The organism is Chitinophaga sp. YIM B06452 (genome assembly GCF_039655965.1).
In the GTDB taxonomy this organism is placed as follows: domain Bacteria; phylum Bacteroidota; class Bacteroidia; order Chitinophagales; family Chitinophagaceae; genus Chitinophaga.
This window is the reverse complement of the sequence record NZ_JAWLKY010000001.1, coordinates 1,806,944-1,823,938: the sequence shown is the minus strand read 5'-3', so window position 1 is coordinate 1,823,938 and position 16,995 is coordinate 1,806,944. Positions and strand designations below refer to the sequence as shown.

Annotated in this window: 16 protein-coding genes; 6 read left to right on the top strand and 10 right to left on the bottom strand. The window is 52.4% G+C overall.

Annotated features, from left to right (window positions below; translation table 11 throughout):
• The first annotated feature begins 3 nt into the window (after window positions 1-3).
• Both R3I13_RS07270 and R3I13_RS07265 read left to right on the top strand, forming a co-directional pair.
• Complete coding sequence (locus R3I13_RS07270; protein ID WP_346317262.1) at window positions 4-744, top strand: biotin--[acetyl-CoA-carboxylase] ligase; 741 nt, start codon at window positions 4-6, stop codon at window positions 742-744.
• Window positions 745-1,095: 351 nt separating this feature from the next.
• Window positions 1,096-2,079 (top strand): aldo/keto reductase, encoded by a 984-nt coding sequence (locus tag R3I13_RS07265; RefSeq protein ID WP_346317261.1) that lies wholly within the window; start codon window positions 1,096-1,098, stop codon window positions 2,077-2,079.
• A gap of 65 nt (window positions 2,080-2,144) precedes the next feature.
• Here R3I13_RS07265 and R3I13_RS07260 read toward each other — a convergent pair whose 3' ends face one another.
• The 4 genes from R3I13_RS07260 to R3I13_RS07245 form a co-directional block, all read right to left on the bottom strand.
• A complete protein-coding gene (locus tag R3I13_RS07260) occupies window positions 2,145-2,477 on the bottom strand; it encodes a translation initiation factor (RefSeq protein ID WP_346317260.1) in 333 nt (110 codons plus the stop codon).
• 11 nt (window positions 2,478-2,488) lie between these two features.
• Window positions 2,489-3,376, bottom strand: coding sequence for a diacylglycerol kinase family protein (locus R3I13_RS07255; RefSeq protein WP_346317259.1), 888 nt, complete (start codon window positions 3,374-3,376; stop codon window positions 2,489-2,491).
• A 6-nt stretch (window positions 3,377-3,382) separates the two neighbouring features.
• Window positions 3,383-4,243 (bottom strand): carboxylating nicotinate-nucleotide diphosphorylase, encoded by an 861-nt coding sequence (nadC, locus tag R3I13_RS07250; protein ID WP_346317258.1) that lies wholly within the window; start codon window positions 4,241-4,243, stop codon window positions 3,383-3,385.
• A 92-nt stretch (window positions 4,244-4,335) separates the two neighbouring features.
• Window positions 4,336-4,728, bottom strand: coding sequence for a DUF4783 domain-containing protein (locus R3I13_RS07245; RefSeq protein ID WP_346317257.1), 393 nt, complete (start codon window positions 4,726-4,728; stop codon window positions 4,336-4,338).
• Window positions 4,729-4,960: 232 nt separating this feature from the next.
• Between R3I13_RS07245 and gpmI the strand changes: the two genes are divergently transcribed.
• The 4 genes from gpmI to uvrC all read left to right on the top strand — a co-directional run bounded on the left by gpmI (window position 4,961) and on the right by uvrC (window position 10,402).
• Window positions 4,961-6,484, top strand: a complete 1,524-nt coding sequence (gpmI, locus tag R3I13_RS07240; RefSeq protein WP_346317256.1) for a 2,3-bisphosphoglycerate-independent phosphoglycerate mutase — start codon at window positions 4,961-4,963, stop codon at window positions 6,482-6,484.
• Between the two features lie 121 nt (window positions 6,485-6,605).
• The gene (locus tag R3I13_RS07235) at window positions 6,606-7,895 is read left to right on the top strand and encodes a hypothetical protein (RefSeq protein WP_346317255.1); all 1,290 of its coding nucleotides are present in this window, start codon (window positions 6,606-6,608) and stop codon (window positions 7,893-7,895) included.
• A gap of 117 nt (window positions 7,896-8,012) precedes the next feature.
• Window positions 8,013-8,594, top strand: a complete 582-nt coding sequence (locus R3I13_RS07230) for a hypothetical protein (RefSeq protein WP_346317254.1) — start codon at window positions 8,013-8,015, stop codon at window positions 8,592-8,594.
• A complete protein-coding gene (gene uvrC, locus R3I13_RS07225) occupies window positions 8,591-10,402 on the top strand; it encodes an excinuclease ABC subunit UvrC (protein WP_346317253.1) in 1,812 nt (603 codons plus the stop codon). The genes R3I13_RS07230 and uvrC overlap by 4 nt, the downstream gene beginning before the upstream one ends.
• 291 nt (window positions 10,403-10,693) lie before the next feature.
• Here uvrC and R3I13_RS07220 read toward each other — a convergent pair whose 3' ends face one another.
• The 6 genes from R3I13_RS07220 to R3I13_RS07195 form a co-directional block, all read right to left on the bottom strand.
• A complete protein-coding gene (locus R3I13_RS07220) occupies window positions 10,694-11,320 on the bottom strand; it encodes a DinB family protein (RefSeq protein WP_346317252.1) in 627 nt (208 codons plus the stop codon).
• Window positions 11,321-11,469: 149 nt separating this feature from the next.
• Complete coding sequence (locus R3I13_RS07215) at window positions 11,470-12,042, bottom strand: Crp/Fnr family transcriptional regulator (RefSeq protein ID WP_346317251.1); 573 nt, start codon at window positions 12,040-12,042, stop codon at window positions 11,470-11,472.
• A gap of 81 nt (window positions 12,043-12,123) precedes the next feature.
• Window positions 12,124-13,188, bottom strand: a complete 1,065-nt coding sequence (gene gldN, locus R3I13_RS07210) for a gliding motility protein GldN (protein WP_346317250.1) — start codon at window positions 13,186-13,188, stop codon at window positions 12,124-12,126.
• Between the two features lie 23 nt (window positions 13,189-13,211).
• The gene (gene gldM, locus R3I13_RS07205) at window positions 13,212-14,753 is read right to left on the bottom strand and encodes a gliding motility protein GldM (RefSeq protein ID WP_346317249.1); all 1,542 of its coding nucleotides are present in this window, start codon (window positions 14,751-14,753) and stop codon (window positions 13,212-13,214) included.
• Window positions 14,754-14,807: 54 nt separating this feature from the next.
• A complete protein-coding gene (gldL, locus tag R3I13_RS07200; protein ID WP_346317248.1) occupies window positions 14,808-15,539 on the bottom strand; it encodes a gliding motility protein GldL in 732 nt (243 codons plus the stop codon).
• Between the two features lie 128 nt (window positions 15,540-15,667).
• Entirely contained in the window at window positions 15,668-16,948 is a 1,281-nt protein-coding gene (locus tag R3I13_RS07195) for an SUMF1/EgtB/PvdO family nonheme iron enzyme (RefSeq protein WP_346317738.1), read from the bottom strand.
• Between the last annotated feature and the right edge of the window lie 47 nt (window positions 16,949-16,995).

Sequence of the window (16,995 nt, the reverse complement as noted above, 5' to 3'; positions counted from 1 at the left end):
TTTGTGATAGGTCACCCATTTCACGTGCTGGCCACTGTAGACAGCACCAATAACTATGCCATGGGACAGGTGAATGCCGGGCCTGTGGCAGACGGAAGCACCTGGTTTGCCATGGAGCAAACCGCCGGAAAAGGGCAGCGCGGCAAACAATGGCTTTCCGCCCCGGGAGAGAACATTATGCTTACTACCGTGCTGCAACCCGCCCTCACACTGAATCAGCAGTTTATGCTCAGCGTGGCCGTATCGCTCGGCGCCTTCGATTTCTTCAGCAAATACGCCGGCGAAGAAACCCGCATCAAATGGAGCAATGATATCTACTGGCGTGACAGAAAGGCAGGAGGGATATTGATTGAGAACGTTTTACGGGGCAGCGTCTGGCAATATGCCATCGCAGGCCTGGGCATCAACATCAATACCCCCAGGTTCCCTGAACATCTTATCAACCCCGTTTCTCTCCGGCAGATCACCGGTAAGAACTGGGACAGCCTTGAGCTTGCGCATGATCTCTGCCGCAGCCTGGAAGAGCGTTACAGCCGTTTGCATCCCGCTATATTCGACCAGCTGCTGATGGAATACAAAGAGCATCTCTACCGCATCCACGAGCCGGCGCTGTACCGCATCAACGGCGACATCTTCCGTGGAACTATCCATGACGTACTGCCTGATGGGCGGCTTTGCCTCGAAAAAGGAAAAGAAATGCTGGAACTGGGGTTTGGCGAAGTGGAATTCATTTTTGCGGACTGAAGGCTGAAAAGCGCACTGGCATTGCTGTTGAGGGCGTGAAATGAAAAAAGCCAGTTTAACAACTGGCTTTTGGAGAAGTGGAATTTGTAAAGACAATATTCGATCGGCTTCTCCAAAAACGCCAGTCACGGGATGGTTCCCCTGATTTTGGTCAATAAATGGAGGCATACAAGATGTAGATTCTTTTTTGACCTGCCAAATATAAAAGTGCAACAAATGTTGCAATTCCCCGCAAAACTGTGCTGGTACAGCATTTACAAAATGCATTGAATTTTGCAATTTCCCGTTTGAATCATGCAACTGCCGGGATTTGACCCCTCCGTACATTTGTATCCATAAATCCTATTCACAATGCAATACAGAACTTTAGGCAAATCAGGGGAGAAAGTGTCCGCCATCGGGCTGGGCTGCATGGGCATGGCCTTCGCTTATGGCCCGCGCAACGACGAAGAGTCGCAAGCCACGCTGGAAATGGCGCTGGACCTCGGTATCAATTTCTGGGATACGGCAGACATGTACGGACAGGGATATAACGAAGAGCAGTTATCAAAAGTGCTGGCCACCCGCAGGAAAGATGTGTTTCTCGCCACCAAATTCGGTTTCCGCTACAAAGAAGACGGCAGCACCTACTTCGACGGCTCGCCCGAATATCTCAGGAAAGCCTGCGATGCAAGCCTGAAGCGGCTCGGCGTAGATGTGATCGATCTTTATTATTCTCACCGTGTAGACGATAAAGTGCCCATCGAAGAAACCGTGGGCGCCATGGCAGAGCTCGTGAAAGCCGGCAAAGTGCGCTACCTCGGCCTGTCAGAAGCCTCTGCGGCCTCGCTCCGCAAAGCCAGCGCAGTGCATCCCATCACGGCGCTGCAAAGCGAGTATTCCCTCTTTGTGCGCGATATTGAAAAAGAGATACTCCCCACCGCTCGTGAGCTGGGCATTGGCATCGTGCCTTACAGCCCGCTGGGCAGGGGCGCGCTCACCAACACATTGAGAGACGTCAGCAACCTGGATCCCACCGATTTCCGCCGCACCCTTCCCCGCTTCCAGCAGGAAGCGTTTGAGCAGAACCTCCGCATCGTGAATGCGCTGGAAGAAGTGGCAAACAGCAAAAGCTGCACGCTGGCCCAGCTGGCGCTTGCCTGGCTGCTGGCGCAGGGAGATGATGTAGTGCCCATCCCCGGCACCAAACGCAGGAAATACCTGCAGGAAAATGGGGGAGCAGTAGATGTGAAACTCAGCAACGACGACCTCAACACGATCAATTCACTGATGGCGGGCTACCAGATAAGCGGCGAACGGTATAGCGAAGGATCGATGAAACTGGTGAACCGCTGATCGGTTCTGCATAAACAAAAAGGAAGGCCCGTAAAAGCCTTCCTTTTTCTTGCTGTTCAATTATATCATGAAACCTTGTAACCCCAGTCCCGCAGCCACTTCAGCACCTTCTCCCTGTAATCCCCCTGTATCAGTATCTGCCAGTCTTTCACGCTGCCGCCGGTACCGCATTTCGTTTTCAGCTCCTTGCCCAGTTTCTCCAGGTCTTCTTCTTTGCCGATGAACCCGTCTACCACCGTCACCGTTTTACCGGCGCGCTGCTTCGTGTCCAGCTTTACTTTCAGGCGTTGCTCAGCCGGGGCAAGTGTTTCCTGCTCCTGCTGTTCTTCTTCCCGGTATTGATAGTTAGGGTCGGTTGAGTATACGATGCCGTTGCCGGAATTTTTTTTCTTGCTCATGACGGTAAGTTTTATGCCTCATTGGGAACGATGATCTGCAAAGCGCCCGGGGCGATACGAAAATACACTGTTTTGCCATTTGTAAGCGGCACCGCGTCCCCGTCTACCTGCAGGCAGTTGAGGTCCGGGCTGCTTACTGTTATTTCTTTGCCGGTGAAATGTTTCATAAAGCGGCTGTGGTTGATGGTGCCGCGCAGTGAATGCAGGCTCACAGGCAGCAGGTGCCAGAACCTTACCGGCGGCATGAGGCATACGTCCAGCAGGCCGTCGAACACACTGGCCTGCGGCGCCAGCTTGAATTCGTAACCGAACTGGTTGCCGTTGGCCACCGTCATCAGGAAAGCCTTTTCATTACTCTCCACGCCGTCTGTATTGATGGAATATTGCGCGGGATCATAACCGGAAAAACCGCCGATCACCAGCCGCGCGTAATTGATCAGCCCTCTTTTTTTGGAATGCCTGAAGCGGTCTGCTATCAATGCGTCGAAGCCAACGCCGGCGTTGCTGAGGAAAAGGTGCTCATTCGCAAAACCTGCGTCCATTGGCATTTTCCGGCCATCGGCCACTATCTGCAGCGCCTGCACCACATCCAGCGGGATCTTCAGCGCGCGCGCCAGGCCGTTGCCGCTGCCAAGGGGCACAATGGCCAATGCAGTCCGGGAGCCGAGCAGGCCTTGTGCAATTTCGTTGATGGAACCATCGCCGCCTACGGCCACCACCGTGTCTACACCGCGTTTCACGGCTTCCCTTGCAAGGTCGGCCCCATGGCCAAGGTACTGCAGGTAGGTCACCTCCACGGTGAAGCGTTCCGCCGGCAGCTGCTGCCGGATGGCCGCGCCCATCTGCTTCTCTCGGTCTGTCCCGGCTTTCCGGTTAATGATGATGAGTATCTTCCTCAAGGGTTCTTATTTGTGGGGATGGATAACTGCTTTCAGGCTCAGGTCGAGGCTGACGGCGTGGTGAATGATGGCGCCGACAGATACGAAATCCACGCCTGTTTTGGCATAAGCCTCCACATTTTCCAGCGTGATGCCGCCGGAGGCTTCGGTTTCGTATCGGCCCTGTATCAGTTCAAGGGCGGGAAGTATCTGCTCAGGCGTAAAATTATCCAGCATAATGCGGTGCACCTGCCCTACGGACAATATCTCCTGCACATCGGCCAGGCTGCGGGCTTCCACTTCTATTTTGAGGTTCAGCCCCTGTTGCTCCAAATAGGCCACCACAGCGTTCACAGCGGGTGTAATGCCGCCGCTGAAATCAATGTGGTTGTCTTTAAGCATGATCATATCATACAGCCCGATGCGATGGTTCACACCGCCGCCGATGCGTACGGCTTCTTTTTCGAGCATGCGGAAATTGGGCGTGGTCTTGCGTGTATCCAGCACTTTCGTGCGGTAGCCTTTCAATTTATCGGTATACCTGCGCGTAAGCGAGGCGATGCCGCTCATGCGCTGCATACAGTTGAGCACCAGGCGTTCGGCCATCAGCAGGGTGCGCACGGAGGCCTGCACTTCAAAGGCCAGTTCGCCGGCGGTCATTTCATCGCCGTCTTTTTTGAAGGGTTTGAATTGCGTCTGCGGGTCCAGGTGGCGGAAAATAGCTTCAGCCACTTCCATGCCGGCCAGGATGCCATTCTCTTTGATCTTCAGCTGGGCTGTGCCGCGAACGCCCGCGGGAATGGAGGCCAGGGTGGAATGGTCGCCGCTGCCAATGTCTTCCGCCAGCGCACTGCTGATAAATTGTTCCAATGCTTCTTTCTGTAACATATCCATGCAAAGTTGAGGGCAAGTTACAAACAAAAAAGCTGTCCGGTTAAACCGGGACAGCCTTCAATTCCTTTTGCTTAAGCTATCGTCCTTTATTTACTTTCAAATCTCAATTCATTCAAAACCAGCTCGTTCCCTTTCTTTTGCAGGAAAAACGACAGCCTGAAATTTCCCCCGGAAGTTACCAGGTTGCCAATACCAAAGAGCGATCCGCCGCCTTCACCCTTGTGGATGATCTCGAAGGATTTCACCTGGTTCTTGGCAAAAAAATCTTTCAGGATGATCTCTGCCTGTGCCTTGCTGTAGGAATTATTCCTGCCGGCCATGTTGATCTCTACCGTTTTGTCCAGCTGTTTACTCAACGCGGCGGCATCTCCCTGCTTGATGGCGCTTACCACGTCCTCGAAAGGACCGGCCATCAAGGTAAAGGCTGTGAACATACCACCGGCCAACAATACCCCCAGCACAAAGATTAACTTTTTCATTATCCGTTTTTTGATTCGTTATACTTTTATCAACTGCTGATGGAACTAAAACTATGCCAAACTGTTGATGGTCAAGCAATATCCCATTATTGTGCTATATACTTTGTTCTTCTGCATTAAAAACTAATGATATATTAAATCGATTTAAGCGGTGCAACACAAAAATTTTAAATACGGAAAGGGATGTTATTATTAATTTCACGACCCGATTCATTCATCAACGGAATTAAGTATGGAAACTAAAAGAGCGATCCTGATCATCATGGATGGCTGGGGCGAGGGCAAAGTTCCTGCCGCAGACGCCATCCAGCACGCAAATACTCCTTTTGTAGACAGTTTATATGAGCAATATCCCCACAGTTCACTGGTTACCTGCGGCGAAGACGTTGGTTTACCCGATGGACAGATGGGGAATTCAGAAGTGGGCCACCTCAACATCGGGGCGGGAAGGATTGTTTACCAGGAGCTGCAACGCATCAACGTAGCCGTACGGACCGGGGAACTGGCCGCCAATAAAGCGCTCCAGGCTTCCATGGACTATGCCCTCAACAACGATAAAGCCCTACACCTCATCGGCCTGGTGAGCGACGGCGGGGTCCATTCCCACATCAGTCACCTGAAAGCCCTTGTCAGCATTGCACATGCGCGCGGGCTGAAAAAAGTGTTCATCCACGCCTTCACAGACGGCCGCGATACCGATCCGAAAAGCGGGCTGGGCTACCTGGAAGACCTGCAAACTCACTTGCAGCAAACCACCGGGCGCATTGCTTCCGTTACCGGCCGTTATTACGCCATGGACCGCGATAAGCGCTGGGAAAGGGTGAAGCTCGCTTACGACGCGCTGGTGCTGGGCCAGGGCGCTCCCACGCAAGACCTGCTCACGGCCATTAAAGCCTCTTACGCAGAAGGCATTACCGACGAATTCATCAAACCCATCATCGTAACCGACGAAGCCCAGAAGCCCATCGCCACTATACAGGAAGGCGATGCCGTGCTGTGCTTCAACTTCCGGACAGACCGTTGCCGCGAGATCACCGAAGTGCTTACACAGGAAGCGTTCCCGGCCTTCGGCATGCAGCCGCTCGCGCTCAACTACACCACCATGACGGAATACGACAAGTCTTTCCGCGGCGTGCACGTTATTTTCGATAACGACAACCTGGTAATGACGCTCGGCGAAGTACTGGAGAAATATGGCAAAACGCAGATCCGCATTGCGGAAACGGAGAAATACCCGCATGTGTCCTTCTTCTTCTCCGGCGGCCGTGAAACGCCTTTTACCGGTGAAAAACGCCTGCTGGTGCCTTCGCCCAAAGTGGCCACTTATGACCTGAAGCCCGAGATGAGCGCCCCCGAGCTGGCGGACGCCATCGTGCCCGAGCTGGAACAGCGCACGGCAGACTTCATCGTCCTGAACTTCGCGAATGCAGACATGGTGGGGCATACCGGCGTTTGGCCCGCTGCCGTAAAAGCCGTTGAAACCGTAGACGCATGCGTGGCCAAAGTGGTAACCACCGCGCTGCTGAACGATTACGTGATCTTCCTCACGGCAGACCATGGCAATGCGGATTTCATGATCAACGACGATGGAACGCCCAACACCGCACACACCCTCAACCTGGTGCCTTTCTTCATTATCAGCCACGACTTCAAAGGGCCGATCAAAAATGGCAAGCTGGGAGACCTTGCGCCTACCATCCTGCATTTCATGGGGCTGCCCATACCGCCTGAAATGACCGGCAACGTACTGGTATAAGATCAATTAATTCATATCAAAGAGGCTGGCGTAGCAATGCGTCAGCCTCTTTCCGTTTTATTTTCCCCGGCTGTAACTTTTTTGTTTTCCCTCCCGTTTTACCTTGAAATCCATGCTCCCTATGCGCCGCACAATTTTGTCCATCCCCGTTATAGTGGTGATGCTGCTGGCACTGAGCGGTTGTGTGAAAGAGAATTGCCAAAACATTACAAAAGCGAAAATTTTCATCCCTGTATACAAGGGCCTGAGCGAGATAAGAGCTGCCGCCGTGCAGACGCTTCCGGCCAGGGATATTGCCCAGACAGGCAAGATCTATGTAAAAGGGAAATACATCCTGGTGAATGAGCCTTTCCAGGGCATTCACATCATCGACAACAGCGATCCCAGGGCGCCGCGGAATGTTTCATTCCTGAACGTGATGGGCAACATCGACATAGCGGTGCAGGACAACATACTGTATGCGGATAGCTACCGCGACCTGCTGGTGTTTGATATCAGCAACCTGAACGATATCCGTTTCGTGAAGCGGTTCGACGATGTGATGGGTTATTCCATAGACGCGAGAGGCCGGTGGCTGGGCACGCCCGGCGGCCAAATGAGGGACTCCCTGCTGGTGGGTTATACAGAGCGCGATACCACCTACAGCCATCCCTGCGAAAGCCCGAAAGGCGATGATTTTGTGCTGTACGACAGCCAGTCGCTGGCATTCAGCTCTTCGAGTTTCAAGGCCAACGCCGGCTCGGGTGCGGGAAAAGGCGGTTCCATGGCCCGGTTTGCCATCGCTAAAGAGCACCTTTACACCGTTGACTTCTCCAGGCTGCAAAGCTATGATATCTCAACGCCGGCCAACCCGGTGAAAGCGCCGCAGCCCGTGCAGCTCGGCGGAGGGGTCGAAACTATTTTCCCTTACGGGGATTACCTGTACATCGGCAGCACCGCTGCCATGCACATCTACGACCTGGCAGATCCCAACGTTCCCGCGCGGCGCTCCACCGTAACGCATATCAGGGCCTGCGACCCGGTTGTGGTGGAAGGAACAACGGCTTATGTGACCGTGCGCACAGGTACTTTCTGCCAGGGGAACGTCAACGAACTGCAGGTGTACGACGTGAGAGATGCGGACCGCCCTGTAAGAATGGCCACTTACCAGATGCTCAATCCCCACGGGCTGGGCATAGACAACGGCAAGCTGTTCATCTGCGAAGGCGGGCATGGCCTGCGCTTCCTGAATGCGCCTTCGCCGGATAAGATATCGCCGGCCAGCATGCAGACCGGGCTCAACGCCTACGACGTGATCCCTTTCGCCGGTGAAAACCGCCTGCTGGTGAGCGCTGTGGAAGGAATTTATCAGTATGACTATACATCCATGAGCAATCCCGTATTGCTCAGCCGGATCGCGGTGAAAAAATAACCTGGCTATAAACTTTTTAGTGCTCTCGACAGATTTGCTCATGCATCAGATGCGCCGTTTTCACGGCGCATTATTTTTTGCCGTTATTTTCCCCCTGTTCCCATTAAATTTGCCTGTATGAGACCTGTAGTTTGGACCATTTTCCTTTGCGCCCTGGCCCTTGCCGGTTGTAACGTGCAGCCCGGCAGGCCGGAATCCCTCGAGAAAGACAAGAGCTACCGCGCCCTCGGCAATTACTGCTGGGAGGAAATTGCGCGGATGAAGGAGCAGCAGATAGGCATTACCAAAGTAGTACGCGTAAACGGAAAGGCGGACTCGCTGGCGGTGAAGGACAGCACGGGGCTGGAAGCGCTTTTCAGGCCGCTGATGGACGCAGATGTGAGCAAACCTTCCCTTTCCGGTGCCTACAACATCGATACCATCGCAGACCAGTTCCATGGCGATACCACCTTCATTTACCATACCAGGGGCAAACAGACCTGGCCCGCCCAGCTTATACTGGACGTGGATAAAGAGGGCCATATCAAAACCGCGCAGGTTTCGTCGTACACCAAAAACCTGGTGTATGAATACCGCCAGGAAGTGCTGTACGAGCGCAACAAACAACTGCGGGTCAGCACCTTCCAGAAGATCATCTTCCTGAAACCCGAAAGCCTGGAAGTACAGGCCTGGTTTCACCCGACAACAAGAAATACATGACAGCCGCCGAGTTTCAACAGATAGTCCATACATTGCCCGTGCATGCCGGTATTTATAAGTATTTCGGCACCGATGGCGAATTGCTTTATATCGGGAAGGCCAAAAGCCTCCGCAAAAGGGTGAGCTCCTATTTTGTAAAGAACCATGATAATTACAAAACGCGGAAGCTGGTGGAGTCTATCCATCATATCGAATTCACCATCGTGGATTCGGAGCAGGATGCGTTTTTGCTGGAGAATTCCCTCATCAAACAATTCCAGCCGAAGTTCAACATCAACTTAAAAGATGATAAGACCTACCCGTTCATCATCATCAAACACGAGCCGTTCCCCCGGGTGTTCCTCACGCGCCGCGTCATCAAAGACGGCAGCGAATACCTCGGCCCCTTCACTTCTGTGGGCAGGGTGCGCGAAGTGCTGGAAGTGATCCGTTACAACATTCCCCTCCGCACCTGTTCCCTGAACCTCAGCGAACAGAATATCAAAAAAGGGAAGTTCAAGGTCTGCCTCGAATACCACCTGGGCAACTGCAAAGGCCCCTGCGAAGGGCTGCAAACTCAGGACGATTACCGTGAAGGGCTGCAGCAGGTAAAAGAGATCCTGCGTGGCAACCTCTCGCCCGTGCTGAATATTTTCAAAGCGAAGATGCAGGAGCATGCCATGAACATGGAATTCGAAAAGGCGGAGATACAACGCAAAAAGATCGAAAGCCTGCAGGCGTACCAGAGCCGCTCCACCATCGTAAGCGCCAGGGTGGGCAATGTAGACGTGTTCACTGTTCTTTCCGAAGGCAATTTCGCATACGTCAATTATCTCCGAGTACTGAACGGCACCATTGCAGACACCAAAACCGTGACGCTGGAAAAGAAACTTGAAGAAACGGACGAGGAAGTAATGGCCTACGCCATCGCATATCTCCGCGACGCGTTCCAAAGCATGGCGAAAGAGATCATCCTGCCGTTTGAAGTGGAGTTCCCGGAAGAAGGCGTTACGCTTACCGTTCCTAAAGGCGGCGACAAAAAGAAACTGCTCGATCTCTCGGAAAAGAATGTGACCTACTTCCGCGAAGAGCTGCAAAAAAAGAAGATGCTTCACCTGGAAGGGAAAACGGATATGGAGAAGAAAAAAGTGCTGTACCAGTTGCAGGCAGACCTTGAGCTGCAGGAGCTGCCGGTACACATTGAATGTTTCGATAACTCGAACTTCCAGGGCAGCTATCCTGTGTCCGCCTGCGTGGTGTTCAAAGACGGGGTGGCGTCCAAAAAGGATTACCGGCATTTCAATATCAAAACGGTGGAAGGCATCAACGACTTCGCTTCAATGTCAGAGGTCGTTTTCCGCCGTTATAACCGCCTTTTGAACGAAGAGCAGCCGCTGCCCCAGCTGGTGATCATAGACGGCGGTAAAGGGCAGCTGGGCGCCGCTATGGAGAGCATCCGCAAGCTGGACCTCATCGGCAGCATGACGGTGGTAGGCCTGGCGAAAAACGAGGAAGAAATATTCTTCCCCGGCGATAAAGAAAGCATCAAACTTCCTTACGACAGCGAGAGCCTGAAACTCATCCGCCGCATCCGCGACGAGGTGCATCGCTTTGGCATTACATTCCACCGGCAGAAAAGAAGCAAGGGCACCTTTAAAAACGAGCTGGAAGGGATCAAAGGGATCGGGGCGAATACTGCGACACAACTGCTGCAAACTTACCGTTCGGTGAATAAAGTGAAGCAGCTTTCGCTGGAAGAGCTGGTGAAAGAAGTCGGTCAAAGCAAGGCCCAGCTTATCTACCAGCATTTTCACGGATCTGCGACCTGAAGGGAAAAGGAAAAAACTTCACGGAAACTTCATCACAGGACCTTATAAAATGACGAGAGCCCGGTTTGAGAACCAGGCTCTTTTCCCCAAGTTAACCATTAAAAGACACAGATTTATTTTTGACAGTCCCGGTTCACCGGGACCAATCTTTTCAGATTAATTTTCTTTTACTAAAGTAGTATGAACAACGTATAGCAGTTGTTAAGAATTTGTTATCATCTCAAAAATGCAAACATGTTGGAATGCCCAACAGGATTGACTTTCAAGCGATTTTTCTTACTGCTGTTATGATTAACGAAACTGGTCTTCGAGGTACTGCATTGTAACCGCAGTTTGGGTGCTGCCGGTGGCGGAATTTACGGCCCGGAGCGCCTGCAGCATGTGGCGTTGCTGGTGTGCGATGAGAAAGCGGAAAGTGTCTCCTGCATTGAGTTTCAGAAGACTTGAGAGAGAAGTGGGCACGCGCAGGCGGGTGATGTTGATCTTTGCCGCGCGTTGAAGGAGGGAGAGCATTTTTTCCTGCTGCGATATAAATTCAGCGAGCACGGCGCCGGGGTCTAATTGGGGAGTGGGCCGGTGGCCTTTCGGGGTGCTCATTTTTGAGCGCAAAGCACCGTCTGGTTTGGGTTGCATGAGATTGGCGAAATAGTTTCCGAGCCATCCGCTGCGGAATTGGGGCAGTGCTGTCCAGTTATTCTTTTCGGCTTTGTTAATCGCTTGTTCAAGAGCGGGCAGGTAAAAACGGCCGTAGCCATTCAGGTGGTCGAGGCACTGGGCGGCGCTCCAGCTGCCGGGAGCGGGCTGCTGCAGCAATATAGCCCGGGGTTGGCCGGCAATTTTTTCCCGGGCGGCATGCAGGAGGCCGTTTACATCGTTGCGAAGATTTTGCAGCAGGGTGGCTGCTTGAAAAACAGGCATGATCTCAATTTTTTAATGACAGCCCAAAGGTAAACCTGCATGGCAGCGTAAATCTTTGCCTGCGCCAAGATTTTTATGGAAATGAAAGCGGAAGTTTGTCCTGTTCCGCTGAAACACTGAAGTTAGGATTCCAAACCAGGAATATCCGCTTAAAGCCGGGCGCTGCCCAGCAGCTTGCTGAAGGTAGCCGGGTCGATGCCGAGGTAGGAAGCGAGGTATTTGTGCGGGATCATTTGCAGCACATGCGGGCTGCGGGCCAGCAGGCGCCGGAATTTATGTTCGGCACCCAGCGTCTGTATCTCGATCAGCCTTTCCATCACGCCGGCCATGGCGTGCATCGTGCTCAGGTGCACCCAGTGCGCGATCAGGGGGTATTGTTGCATCAGGCGGCTCACGTCGGGGAAAGAGATGCGCAGGAAAGCGCTGTGAGTGAGCGTTTCCAGGTAATAGCGGCTGGGCCGCTGCAGGAAGAAAGAATCGATGATGCCTGAAAAGGAACCTTTGTAGGAGAAGATCAGCGTGGCTTCTTTCTCCCCTTCCCCCAGGCTGAAAGCCCTTTGCAGCCCGTCCAGCACGAAATAGCCGTACCGTTCGGTGTCTCCCGCGGCAGTGATCACCGTTTTCCGTTTGAATTCCACGGGATGCCAGCAGGCGGCCATCGCTTCCCAGGTATCGTCTGGCAGCGGCACCAGCGCATGTATGGCGGAACGGAGCTCTTGCATGGGTCTAAGATATAAAAAAACTGCCTCCCGTTTGGAAGGCAGCTTTTCATTATTGTTCGCAGGATTTGAACCTTAACGCTATTAATATTCCCAGAGATCCTGTTCTTTATTAAAGATCTTCTCTTTAATGGCCTGCCCTTCCAGGAGGCGCATTACGCCGTCTTTAATATAGCTGTTGATATCCCTGTTGAACGCGTTCTTTTCCTTCACTACAAAGCTGGTAAAGAAGCGCATTTCGAAAAGATCTTCCCAGGTCATGGTGGCTGCGTCGTTATTCTGGTTGTAAACGTCGTATTTGGCCAGTACGGGGCGGAGATCGGGGTAATACAGCCAGAAGAGGGGGATGGAGGCGCGAACGGACCCGTCGTCGTTGATACGGGATACCATGGGCGCAATACCCAGGATGCGGACCTTCAGCGCGGAGGCTTCCTGGTCAAACACCCATACTTCCTTGATCTTGTATTGTTTGATGGTCTCAGGGTTGAATTCATCCCTGGTTTCCACCAGTTTTTCTTCGCCTGTAACGGGGTCTACGCTCCTTACAGACCTTACTTCGCCGGTCAGCTTCGCCATGATCTCATCATAACTCATGATGGTGCTGAAGCGGTCGTCGATAGGGCTGAAGGCTTCTACTTCCTTCGTTCTGATCGCATTGAGCAGGATATTGATCAGCAGCTGGTTTACGCCTGTTTCGTCTTCCACGTTGTACTGGAAGGGAAGGTTCATTTTTTCGCGGATGTCTATCACCTGCCAGATCTGTTTTTCCCAGAACTTGTCGTCTTCGCGGATGTGGTCATACGTAATGGGCACACGGTCGCGGATCGGGCTTTTCTCGGAAACACCATCTATGCGGAGGGATTTACGCGGCGTATCTACGGGCGTGCCGACGCCATCCTGCCGTAAAGACGGAGGAGGGGCCTGCTGCTGCATGGTGGCCGGATCTGTACCAGCCGGCGCGGGAGGCACATTTACAGGCCGCCCTGTGGCTGGATTGGTAACAGGCTGCTGTGCAGGTTGCTGCTGTTGCTGTCCCTCAGTCGGTTGCGCATTGCGGCGGCGGCGGCTCTGTGCATCGGCCGTTGTAGAAGCCAGCATGATCGCCAAAAATGCACCCCAGCTGATTTGTTTCAATATTACTGCTCGCATAACCCAGTAATTAATTTGTTATATTAGTTAAGCTTGAAAGAGATGTTCTGCATAGAACGTACTTTGTTGTCCGGGCCTTTTACCCTGATATTCTCAAAATATATCAGGTCACCGGCTTTCAGCGTACGGATCGCATTTATAACCTCCGGGTTTTTAGGCCAGTATTCTGAACTCGCTTCACCCTCAACATACTCGCGGCCTCTTGAATCGATCGCCATGCGGTAGCCTACTACGGCATAACGCACGCCTTCGAATACGAAGTCTTCCAGGTCGGCACGAAGACCCTGCTGTGCTTTGAATTCAGCTACCTTCATGGTTGGGCCTTTGCTCACGCCTACTTTCATCGTAGGATCGGGTACCATTTTCACACGGAATTCTTTTGAATCCAGCGTTTTCATTTTACCGTCGATCTCCGCGGAAACGGTGATCACGGCTTTGGTACCGGGTTGTGAAGCGGTTACGATAAATTCGCCCGCGCCTCTTTTGCTGATGGAAGCGCCACCACCGCTAACGGATGCAACGATCTTTTCAGCAGGCACGCCGGCAGCCGAAATGGAGATCGGGTTCTGCAGCGCTGCGTAGATCACGTTCATCTTGTCCGCGGAAATGGAGGTGGCGGAAGCACCTACTTTATACGTTTCGGTAAACGGCCTTGTGATCACTTCACCGTTGGGTTTGGTGAGCTGAACGGTACCGGAAATGGTATGTTCGCCGATGGCGCCCACCTGTGTGGAGTAAACGCCTTTACCAGCCTGCGCGGTTACGGGTTGGCCGTTGATCACGATGGTGGGGTTTACAGTGGAGCTGTAAGCGCCCATTACCACGGTGGCTTCAAGGGTCTGGCCCGAAGTGAAGTTCTTAGAGTTCAGTGATACGAATGCATCCAGCTGGTCGAATTTGAAGTCTTTTTCAGACACTTCGGACAGCAGTTTGTCGATGATCATCGCCTCTGAGTTCTTGACGTCGTTCTGGAACTTGCTCAGCAGGGTGATAGCGGCGATAGACGGTACCATGTTGAAGTGGTAGGTCGTCCAGCTTTTTTTCACCGCGCCTTTTTGTTCCGGTTCATCCACCCTCAGCGGGAGGTTCGCTTCGAAAGCCTTGCGGTCTTTCGGATCGATGAGCGCGAGCATTTTTGTTCTGAGTCCCTGGAGCTGTTGCTGTAATGCGGGACCTTTCTTCTGGTTCTCCATGATGCGCGTTGCAGCATCAAGGTTATCCTTTCCTTTTATCTCACCTTTTTCATTCAGGCCGTCGCTTGCAGCGATGATTTCTTTTTTAAGATTTTCTATATAGGTATGGGCATCGGCAGAGAGTTTCTTTACTTCTTCTGCTTTGGCTCTAAAGGGACCCACTTTCGCAGCATCGGTCTTCACCAGCTCTGCGAACTGGTTGTAAGTAACCTTGTTTTTGCTATCGATCGAGGTATTGGATGTAGTAATTGAATTATTTACGATGTCAAATGCATTCAGAATTTCGGCGGATACGTTCAAAGCCAGCATGGCTGTGAGCACCAGGTACATGAAGTTGATCATCTTCTGCCTGGGGTCTTTTGGTAATGCCATAGTTAATTACAAGTTTTAGATGATTGTGTCTTGTTTGGTCACTATTGCGTTACCTTATCTGCCCTGCATTGCCGTGAGCATGTTGCCGTAAACTGTGTTCAGGTTACCGAGGTTGCGCGCCAGCAGGGTGATTTGTTCCTGTGTTTTCTTGGCGTCGTCAACGGAGCCGCTCATAGCCTGGGAAGCGCTCAGCAGGTTGCTGTAGAAGCTGTTCATGGCTTTGAGGTGGTTGTTGGTATCCTGCAATTCCAGTTCGTAGATAGCATTGAGGGAAGCCAGATTTTTGGTCATGGACTGTACCTGCTCGTGGAAATTACGGGTAGATTCGGATGCGTTATTGAAAGTGGAAACGGCCGCTGCTGCGTTGGTGTAAGCTTGTGTTACATTACCGATAGCAGATGCTGCTTCGCGTGTTTTCTGGGTGTAATCGCCGGTAGCAGCAACCACGTCGCTGATATCGCGCATTTTGTCTACCGTAGAGCCCAGCTTGGTGAAGTTTTCGCTCAGGCGGCTCAGGTTGGCGGGCGTGATGTCTGCTTCCTGGAGCATTTTGTCCATGTTGGCCAGTGCGGGGCTGCCTCCGGCTGCTACTGCAGGGGCGGGCGCATGGCTGGTATCCGGCACAAATGCGTACACGAAAAAGATGAGTGCTTCCACGCTCAGACCGAGGATCAGCGCAACGTCAGCGCCAGGCCAGTGCTGGAGTTTGAATAATGCTCCGATGATCACGACAGATGCACCTACGCATACAAAGAAGTTTAGCCATTTCGCTGTGTTAGGATTCATAGCCATAGGTTAAAATTTAAGTTTATGGGTGATTAAAAGGTAAAAAGCTCGTTTCAGGTTTGCCATGTCTTTCATGTCTGTTCGATTTTACGGTTTATCTAGGATGGTTTTCAGCTATTGATCCTTTTTTACTTGCGGTTGAAATCGTTTTTAGACCTGCTCAGGAATGCGATCGTGCAACGGAAGCCGATGTAGGATTTCGCACTGTCCTGGTACTCATAAGAGCGCGTGCCGTTCTGAAGGAAGTGGCCAATGTCTTTCCAGCTGCCGCCTCTCACTGTTTTCCGCTTCATTTTCGGAGCCGCGTTGTCCGGCACATCCATGCGCAGGTACGGGTTCATGTCTGAAGTGAAGGAGTAAGCGTTCTGGTAGAAAATGTCCTGTGTCCATTCCGCTACGTTGCCGGCCATGTTGTACAGGCCGTAATCGTTGGGCCAGTAAGCATCCGCGCGCACGGTGTAAAAACCGCCGTCTTCCGGGTAGTTGCCGCGGCCCGGTTTGAAGTTAGCGAGCAAACAGCCTTTCTTGTTGCGGATATAATAACCGCCCCAGGGATAAGGCGCCTGTTCACGGCCGCCGCGGGCTGCATATTCCCACTGCGCTTCGGAAGGAAGCTGGAACTTATCTTCAGTGAATTGTTTCTTGGAGGTACGGTAGTCTTCCCAGAACTTACTGCGCCATTCGCAGAAAGTGCTGGCCTGGTGCCAGGTTACGCCAACCACCGGGTAGTTGTCGAATGCCGGGTGCCAGAAGTACATACGCGTCATCGGCTCGTTGTAAGCGTACGAGAAATCCCTGATCCAGCAGAGGGTATCAGGATAGATGGCTACGTCTTTTTTCTCAATGAAAGTATTGCGCGCTTTGTCTTTATTCTCACGCAACTTCGCCTTTTCCCAGTTGAAAGTCTCCTGGTGGTAAAGCAGCTTGCGCACGTCGATGTCCTTCCGGCCATACAGGCGGTCGTCAGGCGCATAGATCATCGCGTCGATCTTTTCGTAGGTAGACGGGTCTTTCCAGTTGATCTTCTGTTTCCAGTCCACATAATCCTGGCCATTATCGTTCTTCACGTGGCCGAGGAGGATGTGCGCAATGGAATCCGTCACCCAGTTCACGAACTGGCGGTATTCATTGTTGGTGATCTCCGTGGCGTCCATGTAAAACCCGGAAATGGAGATGGCTTTGTTCCTGGCCGTATAGGCATAGTTCACATCTTCATCGCTGGGACCCATGTGAAAAGTTCCGGAAGGTACGTATACCATTCCGTAAGGTACGGGGGGAGTGTACTTCGGCCGGGGACTTACACCTATCAGCTGACCTTGTGCGTTTTTGGGGGTTTTACCACCACCGCAGCTGGCCAGGAGAACCGGCAGCAGTATGACCAACAGCCCACTACAATAATTAAGCTTCATAAGGGTGACTTTCATTAGAATACGATGATTTTTCCTGAACCGGCCAG